22 protein-coding genes and 1 pseudogene are annotated in these 24,539 nt (G+C 67.7%); 16 read left to right on the top strand and 7 right to left on the bottom strand.

What is annotated here, in order from left to right; all coding sequences use genetic code 11:
* Positions 1-2: 2 nt before the first annotated feature.
* The 4 genes from ACIBH2_RS25465 to ACIBH2_RS25450 are packed head-to-tail and all read left to right on the top strand — an operon-like array spanning position 3 to position 7,075.
* Positions 3-4,562, top strand: a complete 4,560-nt coding sequence (locus tag ACIBH2_RS25465; protein ID WP_397123006.1) for an amino acid adenylation domain-containing protein — start codon at positions 3-5, stop codon at positions 4,560-4,562.
* 4 nt (positions 4,563-4,566) lie between these two features.
* A complete protein-coding gene (locus ACIBH2_RS25460; protein WP_397121767.1) occupies positions 4,567-5,541 on the top strand; it encodes an ATP-binding cassette domain-containing protein in 975 nt (324 codons plus the stop codon).
* The gene (locus tag ACIBH2_RS25455; RefSeq protein WP_397121765.1) at positions 5,538-6,314 is read left to right on the top strand and encodes an ABC transporter permease; all 777 of its coding nucleotides are present in this window, start codon (positions 5,538-5,540) and stop codon (positions 6,312-6,314) included. The genes ACIBH2_RS25460 and ACIBH2_RS25455 overlap by 4 nt, the downstream gene beginning before the upstream one ends.
* Positions 6,311-7,075, top strand: a complete 765-nt coding sequence (locus ACIBH2_RS25450) for an ABC transporter permease (protein ID WP_397121763.1) — start codon at positions 6,311-6,313, stop codon at positions 7,073-7,075. The genes ACIBH2_RS25455 and ACIBH2_RS25450 overlap by 4 nt, the downstream gene beginning before the upstream one ends.
* 15 nt (positions 7,076-7,090) lie before the next feature.
* Here the strand turns inward: ACIBH2_RS25450 and ACIBH2_RS25445 are convergent, their stop codons facing one another.
* The 3 genes and pseudogenes from ACIBH2_RS25445 to ACIBH2_RS25435 all read right to left on the bottom strand — a co-directional run bounded on the left by ACIBH2_RS25445 (position 7,091) and on the right by ACIBH2_RS25435 (position 12,979).
* Positions 7,091-9,217, bottom strand: coding sequence for a glycogen debranching N-terminal domain-containing protein (locus tag ACIBH2_RS25445; RefSeq protein ID WP_397121761.1), 2,127 nt, complete (start codon positions 9,215-9,217; stop codon positions 7,091-7,093).
* A 1,039-nt stretch (positions 9,218-10,256) separates the two neighbouring features.
* Positions 10,257-11,327: pseudogene (locus ACIBH2_RS25440) on the bottom strand (glycosyltransferase family 4 protein); the annotation flags it as partial.
* A 521-nt stretch (positions 11,328-11,848) separates the two neighbouring features.
* Complete coding sequence (locus tag ACIBH2_RS25435) at positions 11,849-12,979, bottom strand: AMP-binding protein (RefSeq protein WP_397121759.1); 1,131 nt, start codon at positions 12,977-12,979, stop codon at positions 11,849-11,851.
* A 193-nt stretch (positions 12,980-13,172) separates the two neighbouring features.
* Here ACIBH2_RS25435 and ACIBH2_RS25430 point away from each other — a divergent pair, with 193 nt between their 5' ends.
* Together ACIBH2_RS25430 and ACIBH2_RS25425 are read left to right on the top strand one after the other, a co-directional pair.
* Positions 13,173-14,150, top strand: a complete 978-nt coding sequence (locus ACIBH2_RS25430) for an ABC transporter substrate-binding protein (protein WP_397121757.1) — start codon at positions 13,173-13,175, stop codon at positions 14,148-14,150.
* Positions 14,151-14,212: 62 nt separating this feature from the next.
* Entirely contained in the window at positions 14,213-14,566 is a 354-nt protein-coding gene (locus tag ACIBH2_RS25425) for an MmcQ/YjbR family DNA-binding protein (RefSeq protein WP_397121755.1), read from the top strand.
* On the opposite strand, the gene ACIBH2_RS25420 is transcribed toward ACIBH2_RS25425, so the two are convergent.
* Both ACIBH2_RS25420 and ACIBH2_RS25415 read right to left on the bottom strand, forming a co-directional pair.
* Positions 14,556-16,613: a M13 family metallopeptidase gene (locus ACIBH2_RS25420; RefSeq protein ID WP_397121753.1), complete on the bottom strand. Its 2,058-nt coding sequence runs from the start codon at positions 16,611-16,613 to the stop codon at positions 14,556-14,558. The genes ACIBH2_RS25425 and ACIBH2_RS25420 overlap by 11 nt on opposite strands.
* A 104-nt stretch (positions 16,614-16,717) precedes the next feature.
* Entirely contained in the window at positions 16,718-18,754 is a 2,037-nt protein-coding gene (locus ACIBH2_RS25415; RefSeq protein ID WP_397121751.1) for a M13 family metallopeptidase, read from the bottom strand.
* 287 nt (positions 18,755-19,041) lie between these two features.
* Here ACIBH2_RS25415 and rplN point away from each other — a divergent pair, with 287 nt between their 5' ends.
* The 4 genes from rplN to ACIBH2_RS25395 are packed head-to-tail and all read left to right on the top strand — an operon-like array spanning position 19,042 to position 20,479.
* Positions 19,042-19,410: a 50S ribosomal protein L14 gene (rplN, locus tag ACIBH2_RS25410; protein WP_033090674.1), complete on the top strand. Its 369-nt coding sequence runs from the start codon at positions 19,042-19,044 to the stop codon at positions 19,408-19,410.
* A 2-nt stretch (positions 19,411-19,412) separates the two neighbouring features.
* Positions 19,413-19,727 (top strand): 50S ribosomal protein L24, encoded by a 315-nt coding sequence (gene rplX / locus ACIBH2_RS25405; protein WP_397121749.1) that lies wholly within the window; start codon positions 19,413-19,415, stop codon positions 19,725-19,727.
* Complete coding sequence (gene rplE / locus ACIBH2_RS25400; RefSeq protein WP_397121747.1) at positions 19,727-20,290, top strand: 50S ribosomal protein L5; 564 nt, start codon at positions 19,727-19,729, stop codon at positions 20,288-20,290. The genes rplX and rplE overlap by 1 nt, the downstream gene beginning before the upstream one ends.
* A 3-nt stretch (positions 20,291-20,293) precedes the next feature.
* A complete protein-coding gene (locus tag ACIBH2_RS25395) occupies positions 20,294-20,479 on the top strand; it encodes a type Z 30S ribosomal protein S14 (RefSeq protein ID WP_014981705.1) in 186 nt (61 codons plus the stop codon).
* 137 nt (positions 20,480-20,616) lie between these two features.
* Here ACIBH2_RS25395 and ACIBH2_RS25390 read toward each other — a convergent pair whose 3' ends face one another.
* Complete coding sequence (locus ACIBH2_RS25390) at positions 20,617-20,877, bottom strand: hypothetical protein (RefSeq protein WP_397121745.1); 261 nt, start codon at positions 20,875-20,877, stop codon at positions 20,617-20,619.
* A gap of 92 nt (positions 20,878-20,969) precedes the next feature.
* Positions 20,970-21,443, bottom strand: coding sequence for an SRPBCC family protein (locus tag ACIBH2_RS25385; RefSeq protein WP_397121743.1), 474 nt, complete (start codon positions 21,441-21,443; stop codon positions 20,970-20,972).
* A gap of 319 nt (positions 21,444-21,762) precedes the next feature.
* On the opposite strand from ACIBH2_RS25385, the gene rpsH reads away from it, so the two are divergent.
* Genes rpsH through rplO form a run of 6 tightly spaced genes read left to right on the top strand, consistent with a single transcriptional unit; the run spans position 21,763 to position 24,418 of the window.
* Positions 21,763-22,161, top strand: a complete 399-nt coding sequence (gene rpsH, locus ACIBH2_RS25380; RefSeq protein ID WP_397121741.1) for a 30S ribosomal protein S8 — start codon at positions 21,763-21,765, stop codon at positions 22,159-22,161.
* A gap of 14 nt (positions 22,162-22,175) precedes the next feature.
* The gene (rplF, locus tag ACIBH2_RS25375; protein ID WP_397121739.1) at positions 22,176-22,715 is read left to right on the top strand and encodes a 50S ribosomal protein L6; all 540 of its coding nucleotides are present in this window, start codon (positions 22,176-22,178) and stop codon (positions 22,713-22,715) included.
* A gap of 3 nt (positions 22,716-22,718) precedes the next feature.
* A complete protein-coding gene (rplR, locus tag ACIBH2_RS25370) occupies positions 22,719-23,126 on the top strand; it encodes a 50S ribosomal protein L18 (protein WP_397121737.1) in 408 nt (135 codons plus the stop codon).
* Between the two features lie 31 nt (positions 23,127-23,157).
* Positions 23,158-23,790, top strand: a complete 633-nt coding sequence (gene rpsE / locus ACIBH2_RS25365; RefSeq protein WP_397121735.1) for a 30S ribosomal protein S5 — start codon at positions 23,158-23,160, stop codon at positions 23,788-23,790.
* Position 23,791: 1 nt separating this feature from the next.
* Complete coding sequence (gene rpmD / locus ACIBH2_RS25360; RefSeq protein WP_397121733.1) at positions 23,792-23,971, top strand: 50S ribosomal protein L30; 180 nt, start codon at positions 23,792-23,794, stop codon at positions 23,969-23,971.
* A 3-nt stretch (positions 23,972-23,974) separates the two neighbouring features.
* Entirely contained in the window at positions 23,975-24,418 is a 444-nt protein-coding gene (gene rplO, locus ACIBH2_RS25355) for a 50S ribosomal protein L15 (RefSeq protein WP_397121731.1), read from the top strand.
* Positions 24,419-24,539: the final 121 nt, after the last annotated feature.

Genomic DNA, 24,539 nt, shown 5'->3' with positions numbered 1-24,539 from the left:
CGATGACCGTGGACCGGTCCAAGCCCGCCGAGATCGAAGACGTGCTCGCGCTGAGTCCGCTGCAGGAGGGCCTGTTCTCGCTGTCGCGGCTGTCCTCCGACGGTGTCGACCTGTACACCATGCAGTTCGTCATCGATATCGGCGGACCCCTGGACGTGGCCACGCTGCGGCGCGGTATCGAGGTGCTGCTGGAGCGCCACCCGAACCTGCGGGCGGCGTTCTGGGACCGCGACCTGCCCAAACCGGTGCAGATCGTGCCCACCTGGGTGGACCTGCCGTGGGCGGAGATCGAGTCCACCCCGGCGGAATTCGACGCCATCGCCGAGGCCGACCGCAAGCGCTCCTTCGATCTGAGCCGCGGCCCGGCCCTGCGTGTCACGCTGGTCACCTTCCCGGACGGCCGTCGGCGCATGATCCTCAACGCGCACCACATCCTCATGGACGGCTGGGCGGTCGCGGCGTTCTTCCGCGAACTCATGGCCGTCTACGAGGCCGGGGGCTCCGCCGCCGGACTGCCCGCCCCGCGCCCCTATCGCGACTACATCGGCTGGCTGGCCGCCCAGGACGCCGACGCGGCGGCGAAAGCATGGGTCGACTACCTGAGCCCGGTCTCCGGGCCGCTCATGCTCGCCGACGCCGGTGCCGCCGAAGTCGGCTCGGTGATCCCGGTGCGCACCCGGTACGCGCTGAGCACCGCCGAGACCACCCGCCTCGTACAGTGGGCGCGCGCCAACGGCCTCACCCTGAGCACGGTCGTCCAATTCGCTTGGTCCGTCGTGCTTTCCCGGCTCACCGACCGCCGCGATCTGGTCTTCGGCACCACCATCTCGGGCCGCCCGGACGGCCTGCCCGGCGTGGAATCCATGATCGGCCTGTTCATCAATACCGTGCCCGCCCGCGTGCTGCTCGACGCCGAGGAGACCGTCGCGCAGCAGTGCCGCCGCTTGCAGCGCGAGCAGGCGGCCATGCGCGACAACGGATATCTGAGCCTGTCCACGATCCAGCGCGCCGCCGGACACGGACCGCTGTTCGATGTGCTGTTCGTCTTCGAGAACGCCCCCATCGGCGCGGCCACCGATCCGATCGTCACCGCCAATGGCACTCGCTTCCTGCCGGTGGCCATGGAGAGCCTGGTGCACTACCCGCTGTCGGTGGTGTCGTACCTCAACGACGATGTGCTGGTCGTCATGTTGGAAGCGGTCGCGCAAGCCCTTCCGCACCTGTCGGTCTCGGATATCGGCGCGCGGATTCTGACGGTGCTGCGGCAGCTGCCGGACCATGCGGAGAGCACGCCGGACGCACTGGATGTGCTGCTGCCGCAGGAGCGGGCGGCGTTGGCGGGCAAGGATTCCGGCCGACGGCGCGCCGGAATGACCGGCGAGACGGCGGCGGAGGCGGTGGGCAATGTCGTCGAGCTGTTCGCGCGGCAGGTCGAGACCAACCCGGACGCGTCGGCACTGAGCACGGCCACCGAGCAGTTCACCTACCGTGAGCTGCGCGATGCCGCGGCCCGCCTCGCCGCGGAGCTCACCGCGCACGGTGTCGGCCCGGAAACCGTTGTGGCGCTGGCCATGCCGCGTTCGGCGCGGTCGATCGTCGCTATTCTCGGTGTTCTCTACGCCGGTGGCGCTTACGTGCCCGTGGATGTCACGGCTCCGGCCGCGCGCATCGAATCCATTCTGCGGCAGGCGAATCCGCAGATGGTGCTCACCACCGCCGACAGCCTCCCGACACTGCCCGAGACCACCGCGCCGACCCTGGTCCTCGACGACCCCGCCGTCGCCGCGCGCATCGCGCAGCGCCCGGTCGCGGCACCGGTCGCCGTCGCGGCCGCGGCCCGCGCCTATCTCATCTTCACCTCGGGCTCGACCGGAGAACCCAAGGGCGTCATGGGCACCCACGCCGCCCTGACGAGCTACTTCACCGACCACCGCGACCGCGTGTACACCCCCGCCCGGGCGCGCCTGGGCCGTGCGCTGCGCATCGCGCACTCCTGGTCGCTGAGCTTCGATGCCTCCTGGCAGCCCATGATCGGCCTGTTCGACGGGCACGCCGTGCACCTGTTCGACGAGACCGAGATGCGCGATGCCCAGGGCCTGGTGGCGGGTGTGATTCGGCACCGCGTCGACATGATCGACACCTCGCCGTCCATGTTCACCCAGCTCGCAGCCGCCGGACTGGTCGACGGTGAGCACCTCACCGTGCTGGCCCTCGGCGGCGAGGCCATCGGCCCGGCCATGTGGGACAAGCTGCGGTCACTGCCAGCCACCGCCGTGTACAACTGCTACGGCCCCACCGAGACCACCGTCGAAGCCGTCGTCGCCACCGTCAACACCGGTGCGGCACAGTCGGATACACCGAGCAGCGCCACCCCGGTCATCGGCCGCCCGGTCGACCGCATGGCCGGATACGTCCTCGACTCGCGCCTCCGCCCGGTGCCCACCGGCGTGGTCGGCGAGCTGTACCTCTCCGGGGCGCAGGTCGCCCGCGGCTACATCGGCAAACCCGCCCTGACGGCCGAGCGCTTCGTCGCCGACCCGTACCGCCCCGGCGTGCGCATGTACCGCACCGGAGATCTGGTGCGCCGCACCGCCTCCGGCGAATTCGCCTACCTCGGCCGCGCCGACGACCAGGTGAAGATTCGCGGCTATCGTATCGAGATCGGCGATATCGAATCCGCGCTGCTGCGGCTGCCCGCCGTGCGCGAGGCCGCCGTGGTGGTGGTGCCGCGCCCGAACGGTCCGACCCTGGTCGGCTTCGCGGTCGCGGAGGCGGCCGACGGCGCGCGGTTGCGCCGGGAGCTGGCCGAACACCTGCCCGCCTACATGATCCCGTCGCGTATCCGCACCCTGCCCGCCCTGCCGGTCACCTCGAACAGCAAACTCGACGTGCGCGCGCTGGTGGCGGCCGGACAGCGGGAGCTGTCCGAGACCGGACCCGGAACCGCACCGCGCACCGATACCGAACGCGCGCTGTGCGCCGCCTTCGCCGAGGTGCTGGGCGGGCGGGCCATCGGCATCGACGACGATTTCTTCGATCTCGGCATCGACAGCATCGTGGCGATCTCGCTGGTGAACAAGGCCCGCCAGGCCGGACTGTCGGTCAGCCCCGCCATGGTGCTGGCGACCCCGACCGTGCGTGATCTCGCCGCCGCCATCGACACCCGTGCGGTATCAGAGGATTCGGCCGCACCGGTGGAATACGGCGCGGTCACACCCACGCCGATCATGCGGTGGATGTACGAGTTCGGCGGCTTCCGTCGCCTCGCGCTGTCCACCTTGATCGCGCTGCCCGCCGACATCGACCGCCCCCGACTGGAATCCGTACTCCAGACGCTGCTGGACAGCCACGACCTGCTGCGGGCGCGCCTCACCGACACCGCCGACGGCCCGGAACTGATCACCCGCGAGCCCGGCGTGGTCGCGGCCGCCGACCTGCTGGTCGATATCGCGGTCGAGGGTGACCTCGGCGCGGTCCTGGAACGCGAATCCCGCACCGCCATCGACCACATCGACCCGTACGCGGGAATCATGTTGCGGGCGGTGCGTTTCCAGCGTCCGTCCGGCGATGTGCTGCTGCTGTCGATCCACCATCTCGCGGTGGACCCGGTGTCGTGGCATATCGTGCTGGCCGATCTCGCCGACGCCTGGTCGCAGCTCGCGACCGCCGACACCGCCACGATGCCCGCGGAACCCACCCCGTACCGCGAATGGTCCAAGGCCTTGGCCGAGCGCGCCGAAAGCCCGGAAGTGCTGGCCCAGCGCGAATTCTGGGCCGCGCAGTCCGCGGGCACGGAACCCGCCCTCGGCTCCCGGCGTCCGGACCCGCGCACGGACACCTGGTCGTCGTACCGCATCATCCCGGCCTTCGTCGACGCCGACATCACCCGGCGCGTCCTGGACGGCGGCCGCAGCGTGCACGATCTGCTGCTCGCCGCCCTGGTCCTCACCATCGGCACCTGGCGCGTCGAGCGCGGCCACGACGCGAGCACCGGTGTGCGCATCGCCCTCGAGGGCCATGGCCGCGAGGATGCCGCCGTCGCCGCGACGGTCGACACCTCCCGCACCGTCGGCTGGTTCACCACCGTCTACCCGCTGCTGCTCGCCGCCGGAATCGATCTGGATGTCGCGCACGCCGAACTCGATCCGGCCGTCGCGACCAAACTGCTCGAAACCATCACGGCGGCATTGGCGAGCGTCCCGAACAAGGGCCTCGACTACGGCGCGCTGCGCTACGGCGCGGCCCCCGAACTCGGCGCGGCCGGTGACCCGCAGGTCATGTTCGACTACCTGGGCCGCATGGATCTCACCACCCAGCACACGGCCGCCGCCTGGACGCCCCTCGCGGATCTGGAACTGCACCAACGGCTTCCGGTCGCCCCGGAGCCCGATATGCCGCTGCGCTACGCCCTGGACCAGGTCGCGGCCGTGTACCCCGGTCCCGACGGACCGCAGCTGGCATCCGTATTCCGTTGGAGCGCCGAACTGTTCGACGCCGCCGATATCGAACGCATCGCCGCCATCTGGCAGCGGTCCGTGGCCGTCCTGGCGGCAGGGGAGTAATCGAATGGAGAACACAGTGCCGAATAGCAGCAGCGAGGCGGCGATCGTCGTCGACTCCGTCGAGAAGTCCTTCGGCGAGGTGAAAGCCTTGCGCGGCATCAGCTTCAGCGTGCCCGCCGGGAGCGTACTCGGCGTGCTCGGCCCGAACGGCGCCGGGAAGACCACCACCGTCTCGGTGCTGTCGACCCTGGTGAAGCCCGATGCGGGCCGCGCCGTGGTGGCCGGACACGATGTCGTGCGCGACGCCGCGGCGGTGCGCTCCTCCATCATGCTGACCGGCCAGTACGCCGCCCTCGACGAAGTGCTCACCGGCCGTGAGAATCTCGTGCTCTTCGGGCGGCTCATGGGCCTGCGTCCCAAGGCCGCCAAACAGCGCGCCGAGGAGCTGCTGGCACAGTTCGAGCTCACCGCGGCCGCCGACCGGCGGGTGGGCCAGTACTCCGGCGGTATGCGCCGCCGCATCGATATCGCCTGCGGTCTGGTGCGCCCGCCCAAGGTGGTGTTCCTGGACGAACCCACCACCGGCCTGGACCCGGTGAGCCGTCAGAGCCTGTGGTCGCTGGTCCGCTCGCTCAAGCAGCAGGGCGTCACCATTCTGCTCACCACCCAGTACCTGGAGGAGGCGGATGCCCTGAGCGACAACATCATTGTCGTCGACAAGGGCACCGTCATCGCCGAGGGCACCGCCGACCAGCTCAAGGCGCGCTCGGGCTCGAGCTACTGCGAGGTCGTCCCGGTGGACGCCGCGGATGTCGCGGCCATCGCCACCGCGCTCGAAGGACTCGGGGAGATCACCGTCGCCGAATCCGCCGACCGCGTCTCGCTCCCCGCCCCCGACGGCGCGGCCACACTCACCGAGGTGCTGCACCGGGTCAATACGGCCGGAATCGATCTCATCGATATCGCGCTGCGCCGCCCCTCGCTGGACGAGGTCTTCATCAAGCTGACCAAGCCCGAACCGGCGCAGGTGCGCGCATGAGTGGCGCGACGCCGGTGGAGTTCCACATTCCGGCCGCCATGCAGTGGAAAGCGCTGTCCGGCCGCACCATTCGCGCCGCCGTGCGCGAGGGTGATCTGCCGTTCGGCTTCTTCGCGCCCATGATCTTCTTCATCTGTTTCTATGTGCCCCTGCGCCGTTCGATGGAGTTCGGCGGCCTGGACTACGCGCAGTACCTGCTTCCCGTGATCGTGGTGCAGGGCATGTTCTTCGCCGCCATGTCGGCCGGTGACCGCGCCGCGCGAGACACCTTCAGCGGCATGGGAACCCGACTGCGCTCCATGCCGGTCAAGCCGTGGCTGCCCATGGCCGCGCGCATGTCGGCGAATCTGGTGCGCGCCTTGGCCTCGGTGGCCGGAGCCCTGGTCATCGGCTACCTGTTCGGCTTCCGTTTCCACGATCTCGGCGGCGCGGTGGTCTTCGTCGCGCTGGCCCTGGCCTTCGGCGCGGCCATCGTGATCGGCGCGGACACCCTCGGCGTCGCCACCGGCAAACCGGAGATCGGGGCCTCGGCGCTGCTCGCCCCACAGCTGCTGCTGGTCATGATGTCCACGGGACTCGTTCCCGCCGAAGCGTTCCCGGGCTGGATCCAGCCCTTCGTTCGCAATCAGCCCGTCTCCCAGGCCGCCTCGGCGCTGCGCGGGCTGGCCGAGGGGGAATACCCTGCGGCCGTGGCCATTACAGCCGTCTGGGTGGCCGCTCTGATCATTGTCTTCACCGCCGTGTCGGTGCTGGTGGAAAGGCGGCGGCCGTGAGAACCCTGCTCGACCAGAGCCTCGTGGAGGCCGGACGCCTGGTGCGCCGCTGGCCCCGCGAACAGGAGGTGCTCACCTCCACCCTCATCCTGCCCGTCCTGCTGCTGCTCATGTACCAGCTGGTTCTGGACAAGGTGCTGACGGTCTCCTCCGGCACCGAGGCCGTCTACGGCTTCGTGCCGATGATCGCCGTCACCGGCGCCATGTACGGCGCGATGGGCACCGGCCTGTCCCTGCACGCCGAACGCGAAAGCGGTCTGCTGCGCCGCTTCTGGGTGCTGCCCATCCACCGTTCGGCGGGGCTGATCGGCCGACTGCTCGCGGAGTGCGCGCGCACCCTCGCCGCCACCCTGATCGTGGTCGCCCTCGGCGTCGCCCTCGGCCTGCGTTTCCAGCAGGGCTGGGCGGCGGCGCTGGCCTTCGTGCTCGTCCCCGTCATCCTGATTCCGGGCTTTGCCACCATGGTCATCACCGTCGGCGTCAGCAAGGCGGGCGACAAGGTCGTGCAGCTGTTCGCGGCCGTCACATTGCTGGGCATGTTCTTCAATTCCGGATTCGTCCCGGTCGAGAACTACCCGGGCTGGCTGCAGCCCATCGTCCGCGGCCAGCCCATGAGCTGCGCCATCGAGGCCATGCGCAACCTGACCCTCGGCGGCCCCGTCGCCACCCCGCTGCTCCAGACCACCGCATGGTCCGTCGGCCTGGCTCTGGTCTTCGGCGCGCTGGCCGTGCGTGGCTACCGCGCCGCCGCCCAGAGCTAGGGCGTCACCAAGGTTTCAGTGCGTCACCAAGGTCCAATCGTCGGGCAGGTTGGTCGCCGTCACCCGGTCACCCTCCACCGCCAGGTCGATCACCGCGCCGCCCAACCGCAGATCGGTGAGTTCGACCCGGCCCCAGCGCGCCGGGAGATGCGGCAGCACCGTGAGGGTGCGGCGCGGCACATCCGGGTCCAAGCCGAGGAACGAGCGGACCAGTAGCAGCGGTGCCGCGCTGGCCCACGCCTGCGGCGAGCAGGAGGTGGGGTAGGGGACCGGGGCGGCGAATCGGGAACGCGGGAAACCGCAGAACAATTCGGGCAGGCGGCCGCCGAAGGCTCCGGCGGCGTCGAGCAGACCCTCGGCCAGCCGGGTGGCCAACTCCACCGCTCCGGGCAGATGCCGGTAGCGCAGCAGCCCGGCCACCCCGATGGCGGTGTCGTGCGGCCACACCGAACCATTGTGGTAGCTCATGGGGTTGTACGCGCCCATGGTGGAAGCCAGTGTGCGCAAACCGAATCCGGTGTCCATCACCGGGCTCGACAGGCGTTCGATGACCTCCATGGCGTGCTCGTCGGAGACGATGCCCGACCACAGGCAGTGCCCGATATTGCTGGTGAGCGCGTCGAGTCGGCGCTTGTTGCCATCCAAAGCGACGGCGAACCAGCCCTTTTCGGGCAGCCAGAAGGCCTCCGCGAACTTGGTGCGCAATTCGGCGGCGCGGTCGCGCAGATGCCCGGCCGTGGTGTCGTCGCCGAACTCCTCGGCCAGATCGGCGCGGGCCAGCAGCGCGGCGTAGGTGTAGCCCTGCACCTCGCACAGCGCGATCGGCGGTTCCGGCAGATGCCCCGCGGCATCGTTGATGCCGTCGAAGCTGTCCTTCCAGCCCTGATTGACCAGGCCGCGGTCGGTGGCGCGGCGGTACTCCACGAATCCGTCGCCGTCGCGGTCGCCGTAGTCGGCCATCCACGCCAGCGCGGCATCGGCGGCGGGCAGCAGCGCCTGCACCGATTCGGTATCCGCGCCCCAGCGGCGCGCCTGCGCCAGCAGCATGACGAAAAGCGGTGTGGCGTCGATGGTTCCGTAGTAGGTCTCACCGCCGAGTACCGCGCCGCTGGCCGGGCCGCGCCGCATTTCGTGCATGATGCGGCCGGGCTCCTCCTCGGTGAGCGGATCCACCCGCTGCCCCTGCATCTCCGCCAGCTGCTGCATGGTGCCCAGCGCCAGATTCACATCCAGCGGCAGCGCCATCCACGCGGTCAGCAGGCTGTCGCGGCCGAACAGGGTCATGAACCACGGCGCACCGGCCGCCACGAAGGGTCTGCCGCCGCGCATGTCGTCGTGAATCTGCAAGGCCCCCAGATCGCTTTCGGTGCGCTGCAGCACCCATGCCAGCTGCGGGTCGTCGGCGGTGATATTGGCCGCGGTATCGCGCCAGGCCTCGATCTTGCGGCCGGGTTCACTGAATTCGTAGTGCTCGCCGGGGCGCAGCGGCGAGTGGATGGCCTGGCTGCCGATGGTCGGCTGCGCCAGAACCTCGGTCTGCCACCGGCCCCCGGCCGGAACCACCACGCGCCACGACAGCGAGCCGGGCAGCACCATGGGCGTCTCCGAGGACGACACCGCCACCCCGCGCGCCCGATCCGACCGGTCGTTGAGCAGCAATTCCACGTCGGCGACCAGCATTTCGGCGCGCGCGCCGCCGGTGCGGCCCTCCTTCACCGCGAACAGGTCCACGAAATCGGCGTCCACGTACAGCCGCAGATCGACGGCGGTGGTCTCGCGGCCCATGTTCTCCACCGTGATCGTCTCGCGCAGCCCGTCGGCCACCAATCGGTCGCGGACGATGAGCACGGTGCTGTCGGCGACCCCCGGGCGCGGCGGCCGCCGCAGCACGAAGCGCGCGGTGAAGGCCTCCGGGCTCAACACCGAGAGCGGTTCGGGCCGCTGGCCGTCCAACCGCAGCTCCCACCGCGACAGCACCCGCGCATCCCGGTAGAACAGCCCGTACGGGGTGCCGTGCTCGATATCGCCGAGCCGGTCGGACAGGCAGAAGGTACTGCCCTCGACCAGTGTGACCGGACCGCCGTGACCCCCCAGGGACGACGGCTCGCCAGCATTGAGCGCGGCGGGCGTGTCACCATTCATCAAGACCTCCAATTGAGGCGCCCGCTGTGCCGCCGATGTGCGGCAGGTCTTGGATCCGGGCGCGGAACGCTGTTGATAGACCAACTGTTTTCCACTCCTCGACAGAGCCCATGCTTACTTGCCGTGCTCTGTGACGAACTCGCAGCGCTGTCGGGACCCACTCGCGACCTCGACCTGCGGTGGATCACCTCCCCGGCCGACGGATCGGCCCGCCGTACCGGGACCGACTCCGGGCCTCGAACCGAGGCCCGGAACCATCCCGGCCGCCACACCGGAGACAGTCGTCAGCGGTATTCTGTCGACCCGTCCCGGCGGCGTCCGAGGCGCTGCGGGACTAGATCGTGCCAGACCGCTATTCGCACCTCCTGCTCGGAACATCCCTTGCGACAACGTTTTTCACGTTACGGGCGGACGCGGTTTCGGGTCGGCTACCGACCGGTCCGGACGAAGTGGCAGCAGGCGTGCCCGAATCGACGCCGGTGCCCAGAATCCCTTCGGCGGCGGCATCGGAAACAAGGTCGAGCCTCGCATTCGAGACATCCTCGGCCCCAGTAGTACTCGCGGCGCGGGCCGGAGCCCCGGTCTCACCGCGATCGAGCGCCGCCGCTTCGCCCGCGCCGACGGCGACCACCGGGTTGGTGCGCGGTGGGGGCAGTTCGAGCGGAGCCGCGGGTGTCACCGCGGGATCGCAGCTCGTACCGAGCGGTCGCGATGTTGGGGTGATCGGTCGCCGCGGAGGAGTACCACTCGGCACCGAGCCGGGCGCGAGACTGCCGGGAGTCGCTGGGGTGGGGGCGCGGCTCGGGGTGGGTCCGGCGGCGCGGCCCGCCGCCGCGCCGGGGACTCGGGCGCCTGGCGAACCGGGTAGTCGGTTGCCCGCGCCGGGATTACGCGAGCCGGAGCCCGCCGCGCCTCTGGTGCCGGAGACGGCCGAACCGCGTGGGCTCGCTCCGGCGACCGGGGCCCGCCCCGGGCCCGAACCCGCCGCGCGGACCGGTGGCGTCATACCCGGGCTCTGCCGTCCCGCACCGCCGGACCAGGTATGAATCGTGGTGACGCGGCCGGAGCGCCGGGGTCGATGCGCCCGCACGACGTTCTGATAGATCTCCTCGTATCCCCGCCCCAGGCTGTCGGCCCCGAAATTCGCGATCACGTGGTCGCGGCACGCCTGCGGGTCGTAGGTCTGCACTTCCTTGATGGCGGCGGGCAATTCGTCCGGATCGTCGCAGATGCGGCCCGTCACGCCGTCGACGATGACCTCGCTCACCGCGCCGCCGCGCAGCGCCACCACCGGCGTGCCGCACACCATGGCCTCGATCATGACCATGCCGAACGGCTCCTCCCAGCGCACCGGGAACAGCAGACAGCGGGCCTCGGACAACAGTTTTCGCTTGGCGGCGGTATCGGCCATCCCGAAGACGGTGTCCTGCTCGGTGAGCAGCGGCGCGACCTCGGCGTCGAAGTACCGCTTCTCCGGCGGCTCGGCGCACTTCCCGGCCAGGATCAGCGGCAGCCCCACGGCATGCGCGGCGGCCAGTGCCAGATGCGGCGCCTTGTCGGGGGTGTAGCGGCCGAGGAACAGCGCGTAGTCCTTCTTGTCCGGCTGGAACGGCCAATCCTCGATGCGCAGTGCGTTGTGTACCCGCCCGGCCCAATTCAGGTCCGGGGCGAGTGCGCGCTGCCGATCGCTGATGGCCACCAGCGCCGCCTCGTCGCCGAATTCGCGGTAGTAGAGATAGGGGTCGCCGTCCACCGGCCCGTGCACCGTCACCACCAGGGGCAGCCCCAGGTCGCGGTACACCGGCAGATTCAGCGGACCGGCGAAGGTGTGGTCGTGCACCAGATCGAGCCCGTGCACGACGCAGAGCTGTTCCAGCGCGCGCCGAACCTTCATGGCGTGCAGCACTTCCGGAAAGGGTTCGCCGAGGCGCGCGGCCTGCAGTTCGTCCCACAGCGGCACGAAACGCGCGGCCTTGGTGCCGGGCTCTCCAGCGCCCAGCAGCGTGACCTCGTGTCCGCGGTCCGCGAGAGCGTCGACCAGATCGGCGACGACCGCCTCCACACCGCCGTACGCCTTGGGCGGCACGTCGAAATACGGGGGAACCACCATTGCGATGCGCAGCCGTTCGCGGTCGGAGAAAGCGAACGTTGCGTCCGACGCCGGTCTCGGCGTCTTGGATACTGCGGCCATGACCCACCTTCCAGGTACACGATCGTCGGCATCCCAGCCACTGAATGCCGAACACAGTCGGCCGTAGCGGTCGGTGGGCGGACCGAACAGTCTGTGCCCCAGGGAATTCCACGCGCTATTCCGTATTTGTCCGGTTTTAGGCGAGGTGCGTCCCGCGGAGGTGTGAACATGCGGTGATCGTCACGCCGACCAGTGCCAACGCTATGGCAGCCAGGCGAAATCCGGCGCGCACGACTCCAGCACCGATGGTGAGTCGTCACCGGTCACGCGCGGTGAGACCAATATCGAAGGCATCCGACGCACCTTTGCGATCGGCGGCCAATGACTGAGTTCCACGATATCGCCGGGGATCACACCCTCAGGGCGGATCCGCAAAGTTGGCGCACTATTCGTGCGCGGTTTCCCGCCATGTCGGGCCGAGGACCTTGGATTACAGGGTTTCAGGCGGCGATTTCGGCTACCGAGGACGCGTCGTCGTCGGTACTTGCATCGGTAACCGCGACCGTATTCTCAACGGCGGCAATACCCTTGGCACTCGGTGCGAAGGTGAGCCAGCCGTCGGCGGTCCAGCGACCGACCAGGCCGGTTCGACACAAACGACCGGTCGGCGCGAACGGGTCGGCGACGAAATCCGCTGCCATCGCGCCGACTTCGGCCACCAGGGCCGCGCCGCCGAGGAAGAGTTCTCCATACCCACCGGCCGGTACGGGTTGCCGGGCTTCATCCAGAACCAGGACCCGCGCGCCCGGAATCGGCCGCACCCGATCGCTGCCGTCGAGCGGCCCACGCGCCACCACGCCCGCGTATTGCGGTGCGGTGTAGGCGAATCCGGCCACCGAGCCCGGCGCGATCGTGCGCAGCAGTTCGGAAAGGATTGCGGGGCAGTGTGTTCCGGTGACATCCCAGCGGCGCACCGACGGCAGCGCGGGAACGGCGATATCCGCGAGCCGGGCGAGGGTGTCGGCATCGGCCACCACGTGCGTGGCCGCGCGGTTCGCGATGAGTTCGGCCAGGGCGGCGGGCCGCTGGCGCTGTGCCTCGGTGGCCACCACCAGCGTCGCGCCGTCGGCGACGGCGGCGAGCAGCTCCACGGCGGTATCGGCGCAGGCCCACTCGGTGGCGAGCAGGCGCACATCGGTGGAGCCCATGGCCCGGTCGACATGCTCGGCGCGACAGTCGGCGGCCACGCCGCGGCGGTCGTCGACGGCGGCGGCCAAGGCATCGGAGTGCAGGCCGATGGCATGGCGCGAGCACGGGGAGTGCGGACCGGTCGGTGCGGAAAGTAGCAGTGGCGCGGTGGTTTCCGCGGCCCGCTCGATATCGGCCAGCAGGCGCACCGCGCCGTCGAGTGAGCGATCACAGCGCTCGGCCGCGACCCCGCGACCCATACGCTCGAAAAGTTCGCCGTAGGTCAGCGTTTTCGCGCCACACACCACCGCCGTGCGAATGGCGGGTACCCGGCGGCCGCGCTCGATGAGCCCCTCGACGCTCGGATATCCGGACAGCTCGACCCCATTGGCCCATTCGTCCACGAGTCGATGCCGCTCGACAGCGGTCAAGAAATCCGGCACCGCACTCTCCATCGCTCAACACCGACAAACGAACTTATGCAACCCTAACCTAACTGTGTTGCATTGCAACACCCACTTGCGTCACAGTTCGCACGCCGCGCTTACCCGATGACGAATCGGCTCCGAGTTAGGCTAGGCTCACCTTCTGCTTGGCCGGTTGTTGGCTGAGCTGACAGTTCAGAGAGGTCAACCTATGAAATCGGTGCGAACTCGGCACTGGTCGCGCGCGGCCGTCGCCGTCCTCACGGGCGTACTCACCCTCGGCCTGGTGGCCTGCGGATCCTCCACCGATGACGAGCATTCCGGCGGCGGCAGCACGACCATCACCCATGCCCTCGGTGAGACCACCGTCGAGGGCACCCCCAAACGCATTGTCGCCCTGGGCAACCAGTGGCTCGACACCGTGCAGGTCCTCGGCGTCACCCCGGTCGGCTACGTCGACAATATCGCCGTGGTGAGCCAGAGCGCCCCGCCGTGGGAGCCCAAGGCCCTGGAATCGGCGAAGGTCCTCAATACCCAGGGCAACCTGGTCGAACAGATCAGCGCGCTGGAGCCCGACCTCATCGTCGCCGACCCCTTCATCGCGAACCAGAAGACCTACGACGACCTCTCCCAGGTGGCCCCGACGATCCCGGGCCTCACCAAGGAAGCCGTCACCCCCTGGCAGGACCAGGTTCGCGCGCTGGGCAAGGTGCTGCACAAGACCGAGGACGCCGACCGCGTCATCAACGACCTGCAGGGCCGCATCGACGGCATCGCCAAGGCCAATCCGGGCCTGAAGGGCAAGACCTTCGTGAGCAGCTGGCTCGCTGGCCCCACCCAGCTCATGGTCCTCACCGACCCCAAGGACGGCTCCAGCAGCCTGTTCACCCAACTGGGCATGACCATTCCGCAGCACCTGGTCGACCAGGGCGGCAATGGCGGTCGCCTGGCCCTGTCCCCGGAGCGCCTCGACGAACTCGACGCCGATCTGCTGCTCGCGGGCTACTCCCCGGGCATGGACGAGAAGTACCGTCAGCTCCCCGGCTACGCCGAACTGCCGTCGGTCAAGAAGAACGCGGTCGTCTTCCTGACCGTGCAGGAGATCAGCGCGGTCAACCAGCCCACGCCGCTGGCGCTGCCCTATCTGCTGGACAAGATCGAACCGGCCCTGGCCAACGCCGCGAAGTAGCGAGCGCCCGACAACCCGGTAGCCCTACCGGGTTGTCGGACCTTGCTGAGAACATCGATCACATGACGGCGAGTGGGGATGATGTTCGCGCGGTGGCGCTTTCGCTGCCGGAGGTGCGTGAGGGCTTCGAATGGCAGATGCCGACCTTCCGGGTGGCGGGCAAACTCTTCCTGACCCTGCCCGAGGGCGAGACCTCCATGGCGGTCCGCTGTCCCATCGTCGACCGCGACGAACTGGTCACCGCCGAACCCGACAAATTCTGGATCGCCGCGCACGAAGTCAACAACGCGTGGGTGCGGGTGCGGCTGGCCGCCCTCGACGACGACGAGGAGCTGGAGGCCATCGTGATGGACTCCTGGCGGCAAGCCGCACCCCGAAAGCTGGTGGAAGGCAGCCCCGGCGAACTCAGAACGTGACGCGCTGATCCTCCGGGAGGAACAGCTTGTCACCCTCCTTCACCTCGTAGGTCGTATAGAACGGCGGCAGGTTGCGCACCACCTGGTTGGCGCGGAATTCGGCGGGGGAGTGGGTGTCGTTGGCCAGCAGGTTCTCGGTGTACTGCGTGGTCGACTTGTCCCGCCAGTTGCGGGCCCAGGCTTCGAACATCGGCTTGTAGTTCGGCGTTTCGACGCCGCGCTTCTTCTCGGCCAGGGCGAAGGCGGCCAGCGACATCTGCAGGCCCCGGACGTCGGCGACATTCTCACCCAGGGTGAGTTCGCCATCCACGTGCTGCTCGGGCTTCAGGCCCTCGGGCACCAGCGCGTTGTACTGGTCCACCAGCTTCTTGGTGCGCGCCTCGAAGGCGGCGCGATCCTCGGGGGTCCACCAGTCCTTCAGATTGCCGTCGGCGTCGTACTTGGAGCCCTGATCGTCGAAGCCGTGGCCGATCTCGTGGCCGATGACGGACCCGCCCGCGCCGTAGTTCACCGCCGGTTCGGCGTCCTTGTCGAAGAACGGCGGCTGCAGGAAGGCCGCGGGGAAGACGATCTCGTTGGAGACGGGGGAGTAGAAGGCGTTCACCGTCTGCGGCGAGATGCTCCACTCGGTCTTGTCGACCGGCGTGCCGAGGCGGTCGAACATCTTCTTGGCCTCGAAAGTGCCCACCGCGCGCAGGGATTCGATGAGCTTGCCCCGGGTGATCTTCAGACCCGAGTAGTCATCCCACTTGTCCGGGTAACCGATCTTGGCGACCATCTTCTCGAGTTTGACGATGGCGGCGTCGCGGGTGGCCGGGGACATCCAGGTGGAGTTGGTGAAGTTCTCCTTGTAGACCGCCTTCAGATTGTCCACCAGCTCCAGGGCGCGATCCTTCGCCTCGGGCGGGAAATGCTGTGCCACATACAGTTTCCCGAGCTGCTCACCCAGATTGCCGTCCACCGTGCCGACCGCGGACTTCCACAGCTCGGGCCGCTGCTCCAGGCCGTTCATCACCCGGCCGAAGAATTCGAAATTGGCGTCGGAGATGGCCTTGGGCAGATACCGCGCGTACTCGCGCACCAGGTACAGCTTGAGATAGTCGCGCCACAGGCCCAGATCGGTGTCGTGCCAGAGGTTTCCGGCATGGGTGATGTAGGACGGCTGGTGCACGATCATGGTGTCGAACAGGTTCTTGGGCCGATCGGTATTGCCGGAAAGCCAAGGGTCCCAATCGAATCGCGGGGCGAGCGCGACCATCTCGTTCCACGTCATCTTGTTGTAGGTGGCGTCGGTATCGCGATTGCGCACATTGTCCCAGAAGCCGGAGGCGATGCGGGTCTCCAGATCCAGTACGCGCGTGGCCATTCCGGCCGGATCGTCGAAGCCCGCGCCCTTGGCGGCGCTCTCCAGGAAGGTCTTGTACCCGGCCAGCTTGGCGGCGTACTCCGGCTTGCGGTAGTACTGCTCGCTCAACCCGAGACCGGACTGCCCCACCGAGGGCACGTAGGCGCTGGAATTCTTGCGGTCGATACCGATGCCCAGCCCGATCACCCCGCCGATCGGCAGCGCGCCCATCACCTTGGCCAGCTCCGATTTGGTGGCGGCCTTGTCGATCGAGGTGAACATATCGGCCAGCGGCGTCATGCCCAGGCGCTCGATCTCGTCGAGATCCATGCGCGCGTCGTAGAGGTCGCGAATCTGCTGCGCCTCGGATCCGGCCTCGGGATCGGTGATGCCGTCGATGATTTCGCGCAACTGCCCCTCGACGCGATCGCCCACCTCGTCGAAGGTGCCGAACGACACCTTGTCCGGCGGCAGTTGGTATTCGCGCAGCCACTTGCCGTTGACGCTGCGGTACAGATCGTCCTGCGGGCGCACGGCGGGATCGGCCCCCGACAGATCCGGCCCGTTCAGCGTCGTACTGGTGGAGGTGGTGGTCGGCGACTCGTCGGTGCCACAGGACGCCAGCCAGGCGGCGGTGGGCGCTAGCCCGAGCGCCACGAGGAAGGCGCGGCGATCGATGCGGACCGGACCGGACGATGTCACGTGGACCCCTCTCTAGGCGTGCGGGAGCACCGCACCATGGATTGCTCCGGGACGAGGCTACCGGCGCCACCGCGCGATGGTCGGCCGGACGAGTGCGGCTGGGATCAGAGCGTGACTCGCTGATCGGGTGCGAGCCACTCCTTGTCGCTCTCCGTCACCCCGAAAGTGCTGTAGAACTCCGCCAGATTGCGCACGGTCTGATTGCACCGGAATTCCCCGGGCGCGTGCGGATCCTGGGTCAGCAGCGTCTCGGCGTACTGCGGGGTCACCTGAATGCGCCAGATCCGGCCCCACGATTCGAACATGGGCGTGAAATCTACGGTGTCGCCGTTGTCGCGGCGCGCGATGCCGTAGGCCGCCAAGGCGATTCCCAGGCCGCGCAGATCCGCCAGGTTCTCACCCACGGTGAGCGCGCCGTCGACGTGCTGGTCGGGCGGCAGCCCGGTGGGCACCAGCGCGTTGTACTGCTCGATGAGCTGCTTGGTCTTGGCGTCGAAGGCGGCGCGATCCTGCGGCGTCCACCAGTCGTGCAGATTGCCCTCGCCGTCGTAGAGCGAGCCCTGATCGTCGAAGCCGTGCCCGATCTCGTGGCCGATGACCGCGCCGATTCCGCCGTAGTTCACCGCCTCCTCGGCATCGGCGTCGAAGAACGGGGCCTGGAGAATGGCGGCGGGGAAGACGATCTCGTTGCGGGTCGGCTCGTAGTAGGCGTTCACCGTCTGCGGCGGCATGCCCCATTCGGAGCGGTCCACCGGCTGCCCGAGTTTGTCGAACATGCGCTTGGACTCGAAAGTATCGACCGCCAACAGGGATTCGATCAGCTTGCCGCGGGTGATGGTGACCGAGGAGTAGTCCTCCCAGTGATCCGGGTACCCGATCTTGGTGTCGATCTTGTCGAGTTTGGCGACCGCGGCCTCACGGGTGGGCGGCGACATCCAGCTGGATTCGCGGAAGTTGGCGCGGTAGGCGGCGAGCAGGTTGGTGACCAGATCCTGGACCCGCTGTTTGGAATCCTCCGAGAAGAACTCCGCCACATACAGTTTCCCGAGCGGCATGCCCAGATTCGAATTCAGCGTCGCGATGGCGGTCTTCCACCGCTCCGGCGGCTGCTGCTGACCGCCCATCTCCTTGTTGTAGAAATCGAAATTGGCGGTGGCGATATCGGATTTCAGGTACTCCGCCCAGGTGCGCACCAGACCCAGCCGCAGGTAGTCGCGCCAGTCGGCGATATCCACCTCGCCCCACAGCCCGGCCGCCGTGGTGACGAAGGAGGGCTGGCGCACCAGCACGGTGGCGAACAATTCCCGCGGCCGCTCGGTATGCCCGGATAGCCAAGGGCCCCAGTCGAATTGCAGGCCCAGCGCGACCAGTTCGTCCCAGCTCATCTTGTTGTAGGCGGCCTGCGGATCCCGAGTGCGCACGTTGTCCCAGAACCCCGCGGCAATGCGCCGCTCCAGCTCGAACACCCGCCCCGCCATGGCCTTCGGATCGGCGAATCCCGCCGCGGTCGCGATGCGCTCCAGGTACTGGCGGTAGGCGGCGACCGTATCCGCGTACTCCGGGTCCCGGTAGTACTGCTCCGGCAGTCCGATTCCGGCCTGGTCGATGGTGGCGATGTGTTGGCGCGCGGCGCGGTCGTCGATGCCCACCGACAGGCCGATGAGCCCGTCGAGTGGCAGCTGCCCCATCACCATGGCCAGATCCGGCTTCCCCGCCGCCGCGTCGATCTTGCCCAAAAGCGCTGCCAGCGGGGACATTCCGAGCCTGTCGAGCTCCTCGGTATCCATGTACGCGTCGTAGAGATCGCGAATCTGCTGTTCGGCGGTGCCGCCGTCGGGATTGTGAATTCCGTCCACGATCTCGTGCAGATGCCGCTCGGTGCGGTCCTCCACCTCGGCGAAGGTGCCGTAGGAGCTCTTGTCCGGCGGCAGCTTGTAGTTCTGCAGCCACTTCCCGTTGACGAACCGGTACAGATCGTCCTGTGCCCGCACCCCCGGATCCGAACCGGACAGATCCGGTCCAGCGGCCTTGCCGGGCTTATCGGTCGAACAGGCGGGCAACAGCGCCACCGCGGGCGCCAACCCCAGGGCCTTCAGCAACGTACGGCGGTCGAGAGCGAACGAGTGCTCCGGCGAACTCACAGGACTCCTCTGGTGCGGAGGTGCATATTGATTGCTCGGGTGTTGCTCGCCGTCGAGGGTAGCGGCACTGTGACCTCGCACCCCTGATTTGGGTGTGACCTGCGGGTTCGCTATAGTGGACCGGTTGCCTGCGGGAGCTATGCCCGCACTTCGGCCGCGAACCCACAGTGGTTGATCACTTCTGATCCAGCAAAACCGCTGGCAGGCGCGCGTTTGAAGGGCAACTGACCATGCCCGTCGGGTCGGCAATCCGGCGTGCATAACGTCCAGGTCTAGGAGGAGCTGAAGTGATTCAGCAAGAGTCGCGGCTGCGCGTCGCCGACAACACGGGTGCTAAGGAAATCCTCTGCATCCGCGTGCTCGGTGGTTCGTCGCGTCGCTATGCCGGTATCGGTGACATCATCGTCGCCACCGTCAAGGACGCCATCCCCGGCGGCAACGTCAAGAAGGGCGAGGTCGTCAAGGCGGTCGTCGTGCGCACCGTCAAGGAGCGCCGCCGTCCGGACGGTTCGTACATCAAGTTCGACGAGAACGCCGCTGTGCTGATCAAGGCGGACAACGATCCGCGCGGCACCCGCATCTTCGGCCCCGTCGGCCGTGAGCTGCGCGAGAAGCGTTTCATGAAGATCGTTTCGCTGGCCCCGGAGGTGCTCTGACCATGAAGGTGCACAAGGGCGACACCGTGCTCGTCGTCTCGGGTAAGGACAAGGGCGCGAAGGGCAAGGTCATCCAGGCCTACCCCGCGACCGGCAAGGTCCTGGTCGAGGGCGTGAACCGGATCAAGAAGCACATCGCGAACTCCGCCAACCAGCGTGGTGCCAGCTCGGGCGGCATCGTCACGCAGGAAGCGCCGATCCAGGCCTCCAACGTGATGGTGATCGACTCCGACGGCAAGCCGACCCGCGTCGGCTACCGCACCGACGAGAACGGCAAGCGCGTTCGCATCTCCCGTCGCAACGGGAAGGACATCTGATGACCTCCACCGAGAAGACTCAGCCCCGTCTGAAGGCGCGCTACCGTGCCGAGATCAAGGACGCGCTGAACAGCGAATTCAACTACGACAACGTCATGCAGATCCCCGGCGTGGTCAAGGTTGTCGTGAACATGGGTGTCGGCGACGCCGCCCGTGACGCCAAGCTCATCAACGGCGCGATCCACGACCTGACCCTGATCACGGGCCAGAAGCCGGAGATCCGCAAGGCCACCAAGTCCATCGCGCAGTTCAAGCTGCGTGAGGGCATGCCGATCGGCGCGAAGGTCACCCTGCGCGGCGACCGCATGTGGGAGTTCCTGGATCGTCTGATCTCCATCGCGCTGCCCCGTATCCGCGACTTCCGCGGCCTGTCGCCGAAGCAGTTCGACGGCAACGGCAACTACACCTTCGGTCTCTCGGAGCAGTCGATGTTCCACGAGATCGACGTGGATTCCATCGACCGCCCGCGCGGTATGGACATCACCGTCGTGACCACGGCGACCAACAACGAAGAAGGCCGCGCGCTCCTGAAGCACCTCGGCTTCCCGTTCAAGGAGAACTGATCCATGGCTAAGAAGGCTCTCGTCAACAAGGCCAACGCCAAGCCGAAGTTCGCGGTGCGCGCCTACACCCGCTGCCAGCGTTGCGGCCGCCCGCACGCGGTCTACCGCAAGTTCGGCCTGTGCCGCGTGTGCCTGCGCGAAATGGCGCACCGCGGCGAACTGCCGGGCGTGCACAAGAGCTCCTGGTGAGCTAGCGACCCCAAACCCGAAGGCCCCCTTCCGATCCGTGGATCCGGAAGGGGGCCTTCGGCTGTTCGCGTGGAGGTTGCCGCGAGCCCGCCAGAGCCGTTGCCGCGGGATGCCTTTCGCCCCCGTGCGGCCACCGTTCAGCTGCCGCCTCCGCCGGACCCGCCACCGAGACCGCCGCGTTGGGTGGTGGTCGGCGGACTGACGGCCGTAGTCGACTTGGGCGCGGTGGTTTTCGGCGTGGAGCTCACGGTGGGCGCGGTGGTGCGCGGCGCGGTACTGGACACCGGTGCCGTCTTGGGCACCCGCGGAGCGTTCGATCCACCGCAGCCGGTGGCGATCAGCGAGGCCGCGACCGCCGCGGGCAAGGCGTACCCCACCCGCCGCGACATCCGCCGCATATCGGCATCGAACTTCCCAAATGACTTGCCACGCAAAGACTTCCCCCGCCTATCGTTCGAGCGGGGTCATCCTAACAACCGCTCCCGCGCTCTCACAACGACGAGGCGACCTCCTGCAACTGCGCCATACCGACCGGCGCGAACTCCTCCATCCCCGACTGAGCCATCCCATCGCGATCCTCCACCGACTGGAACACCGACTGCGAGGTCACGCGAGTCTTCCCGTCCACGTCCTCGAAGGTGACGGTCTCCAGGCAGACGTGGCCGGGGGTGCCATCGAACTCGAAGGTATTCACGATCCGGTCAGGGCTCACCTCGTGATACACGCCCCGAAAGCCGTACTCGGCCCCCGACGGATCGACGTGCACAACCCGCCACGCCCCACCCGTCACCGGCTCGAACTGCTCGACCTTACTGGTCAACTCGCGCGGCCCCCACCACCGAACCAGCAGGTCCGCCTCGGTGTAGGCCCGATACACCGCAGCCTTCGGCGCATCGATGATCGCGGTGGTGGTCGCCGCATGACTGTTGGGCTCAGCGGTGTAAGTGGTTTCCGGATTGCTCATCGCACTTGTCCTATCCGTTTCGGTTCGTCGACCGCTTCCCCGCGGCCTCGAAACATTGGACGGTGCGGGCCACCGGAATTCATCGGTGGTTCGTGGCCTGGCCCACCCCGATTTTGAGCTGGTCGGGGGCTTGTCTACACTGGACCAGTTGCTTGGGCACACTTGTGTCCGCAGGCGTCTGCCCGCGGCCGTGCCAAGCGCGAGCGAACATCCGGTCGGGCAATCCCGACTGGACCGAATCCCGAATTGTCGTAGGCCCACGACCGCCCGTGTGACGGTGCTGAATGGGAACCGCGGCGAGAAAGGTAGCGGTCAACTCATGACCATGACTGATCCGATCGCAGACTTCTTGACCCGTCTGCGCAACGCCAACTCGGCGTACCACGATCAGGTGAAGGCTCCGCACTCGAAGCTCAAGGCGAATATCGCCGAGATCCTCAAGCGCGAGGGCTACATCGCCGATTACCGGACCGAAGAGGCCCCGGTGGGCAAGACCCTGATCGTCGACCTGAAGTACGGCCCCAGCCGCGAGCGCTCCCTGCAGGGTGTGCGGCGCGTCTCCAAGCCCGGCCTTCGTGTGTACGCGAAATCCACCAACCTGCCCAAGGTGCTGGGTGGCCTCGGCGTGGCGATCATCTCCACGTCCCAGGGTCTCCTCACGGACCGTCAGGCCAAGCAGCAGAGTGTGGGCGGGGAAGTCCTCGCCTACGTCTGGTAAGGGAGGTAGGAACAATGTCGCGTATCGGTAAGAAGCCGATCCCGGTTCCCGCCGGTGTCGAGGTGACCATCGACGGCCAGAACGTCGCGGTGAAGGGTCCCAAGGGCACCCTCTCGCACGTGGTCGCCGAGCCGATCACCGTCACCAAGGCGGAGAACGGTGAACTCGAGGTAGTCCGACCGAACGACGAGCGCGCCAACCGCTCGCTGCACGGTCTGACCCGCACCCTGATCGCCAACATGATCGAGGGTGTCACCAAGGGCTACGAGAAGAAGATGGAAATCTTCGGCGTGGGTTACCGCGTGGCCGCCAAGGGCTCGAACCTCGAGTTCGCCCTGGGCTACAGCCACCCGGTGCCGATCGACGCCCCCGAGGGCATCACCTTCGCGGTGGAGTCCCCCACCAAGTTCTCGGTGTCGGGCATCGACAAGCAGAAGGTCGGCCAGATCGCAGCGGTGATCCACGGCCTGCGCAAGCCCGACCCGTACAAGGGCAAGGGCATCCGCTACGCCGGTGAGGTCGTTCGCCGCAAGGTCGGAAAGACGGGTAAGTAAGCCATGGCACAAACTGAGAACCAGAAGGCCCGGCGCAAGCCGAAGGGCACGGATGTCTCGACCGCGCGTCGGCTGTCGAAGGCGCGTCGCCACTTCCGTCTGCGCAAGAAGATCGAAGGAACCACCGAGCGTCCGCGCCTGGTGGTGCACCGCTCGGCGCGTCACCTGCACGCTCAGCTGGTGGACGACTCGGTCGGCAAGACCATTGCCGCCGCGTCGACCATCGAGGCCGATGTGCGTGCCGCCGAAGGTGACAAGTCCGCCAAGAGCGCCAAGGTCGGTCAGCTCATCGCTGAGCGCGCCAAGGCCGCCGGTGTCGAGGCCGTCGTGTTCGATCGTGGTGGCAAGGACTACCACGGCCGGATCGCGGCGCTCGCCGATGCCGCTCGTGAAGGTGGGCTGAAGTTCTGATGATCAACACTGCGAACGGAAGGAACGTCTGATGCCGGGACGTCAGCGGCGTGACGGCGGAAACAACGGTCCCGCCGGAAACAATGGCCCGAATGATCGTGACAACCGGGGTCGCCGCGGCGACCGTCGGAACGAGCAGCAGGCCGAGAAGACCAATCAGCTCGAGCGCGTCGTCGCCATCAACCGCGTCTCCAAGGTCGTGAAGGGTGGTCGTCGCTTCAGCTTCACCGCCCTCGTGATCGTCGGTGACGGCAACGGTCTGGTCGGCGTCGGCTACGGCAAGGCCAAGGAAGTTCCCGCGGCCATCCAGAAGGGTGTCGAGGAGGCTCGCAAGAGCTTCTTCCGCGTCCCCATGATCGGCTCCACCATCGTCCACCCGGTTCAGGGTGAGGCGGCGGCCGGTGTTGTCATGCTGCGTCCGGCTTCGCCCGGTACCGGTGTGATCGCCGGTGGCGCGGCTCGTGCCGTGCTGGAGTGCGCTGGTATCCACGACATTCTGGCGAAGTCGCTCGGTAGCGACAACGCCATCAACGTCGTGCACGCCACCGTCGCTGCCCTCAAGCAGCTGCAGCGTCCCGAAGAGGTCGCGGCCCGTCGCGGTCTGCCTCTCGAGGACGTCGCTCCTGCGGGCATGCTGCGTGCACGCGCGGGACAGGGGGCCTGATATGGCACAGCTCAAGGTGACCCAGATCAAGTCCAAGATCGGCGCCAAGGCCAATCAGCGGGAGTCGCTTCGCACCCTCGGGCTGCGCGGAATCCGCCAGACCGTGGTTCGCGAGGACAACCCGCAGAACCGTGGCCTGATCAATGCCGTGCGCCACCTCGTTCATGTTGAGGAGGTTTAAGGCATGACCATCAAGTTGCACCACCTGCGTCCTGCCCCCGGCGCCAAGACCGAGAAGACCCGTGTGGGTCGCGGTGAAGGCTCCAAGGGCAAGACCGCGGGCCGCGGTACCAAGGGTACGAAGGCTCGCAAGAATGTTCCCGTCCGCTTCGAGGGTGGGCAGATGCCGCTGCACATGCGGCTGCCCAAGCTCAAGGGCTTCACCAACCCGTTCCGCACCGAGTACCAGGTCGTGAACGTGTCGGATATCGCCCGCGTGTTCCCCGAGGGTGGCACGGTCGGCAAGGCCGAACTGGTCGCCAAGGGTCTCGTTCGCAAGAACGAGCTCGTGAAGGTGCTCGGTGAGGGCGAAATCGGTGTGGCCGTTCAGGTTTCCGCCGACAAGTTCTCCGGCTCCGCCAAGGAGAAGATCGCCGCAGCCGGTGGCACCGCCACCGAACTGGCCTGACGGTAGGCTGAAAACACAGAGGCACCGGACGAGTGAAGAGCTCGTCCGGTGCCACTGTTAAAGTTCAAGTGTTGTCTGCCAACACCGTCATGGGGATCGGCGTTTCCCGCATTCGCTGAAG

Source organism: Nocardia sp. NPDC050406 (genome assembly GCF_044459025.1).
In the GTDB taxonomy this organism is placed as follows: Bacteria; Actinomycetota; Actinomycetes; order Mycobacteriales; family Mycobacteriaceae; genus Nocardia.
Note: the sequence above shows the minus strand (reverse complement) of the source record. Positions and strands in the feature narration are given on the sequence as shown.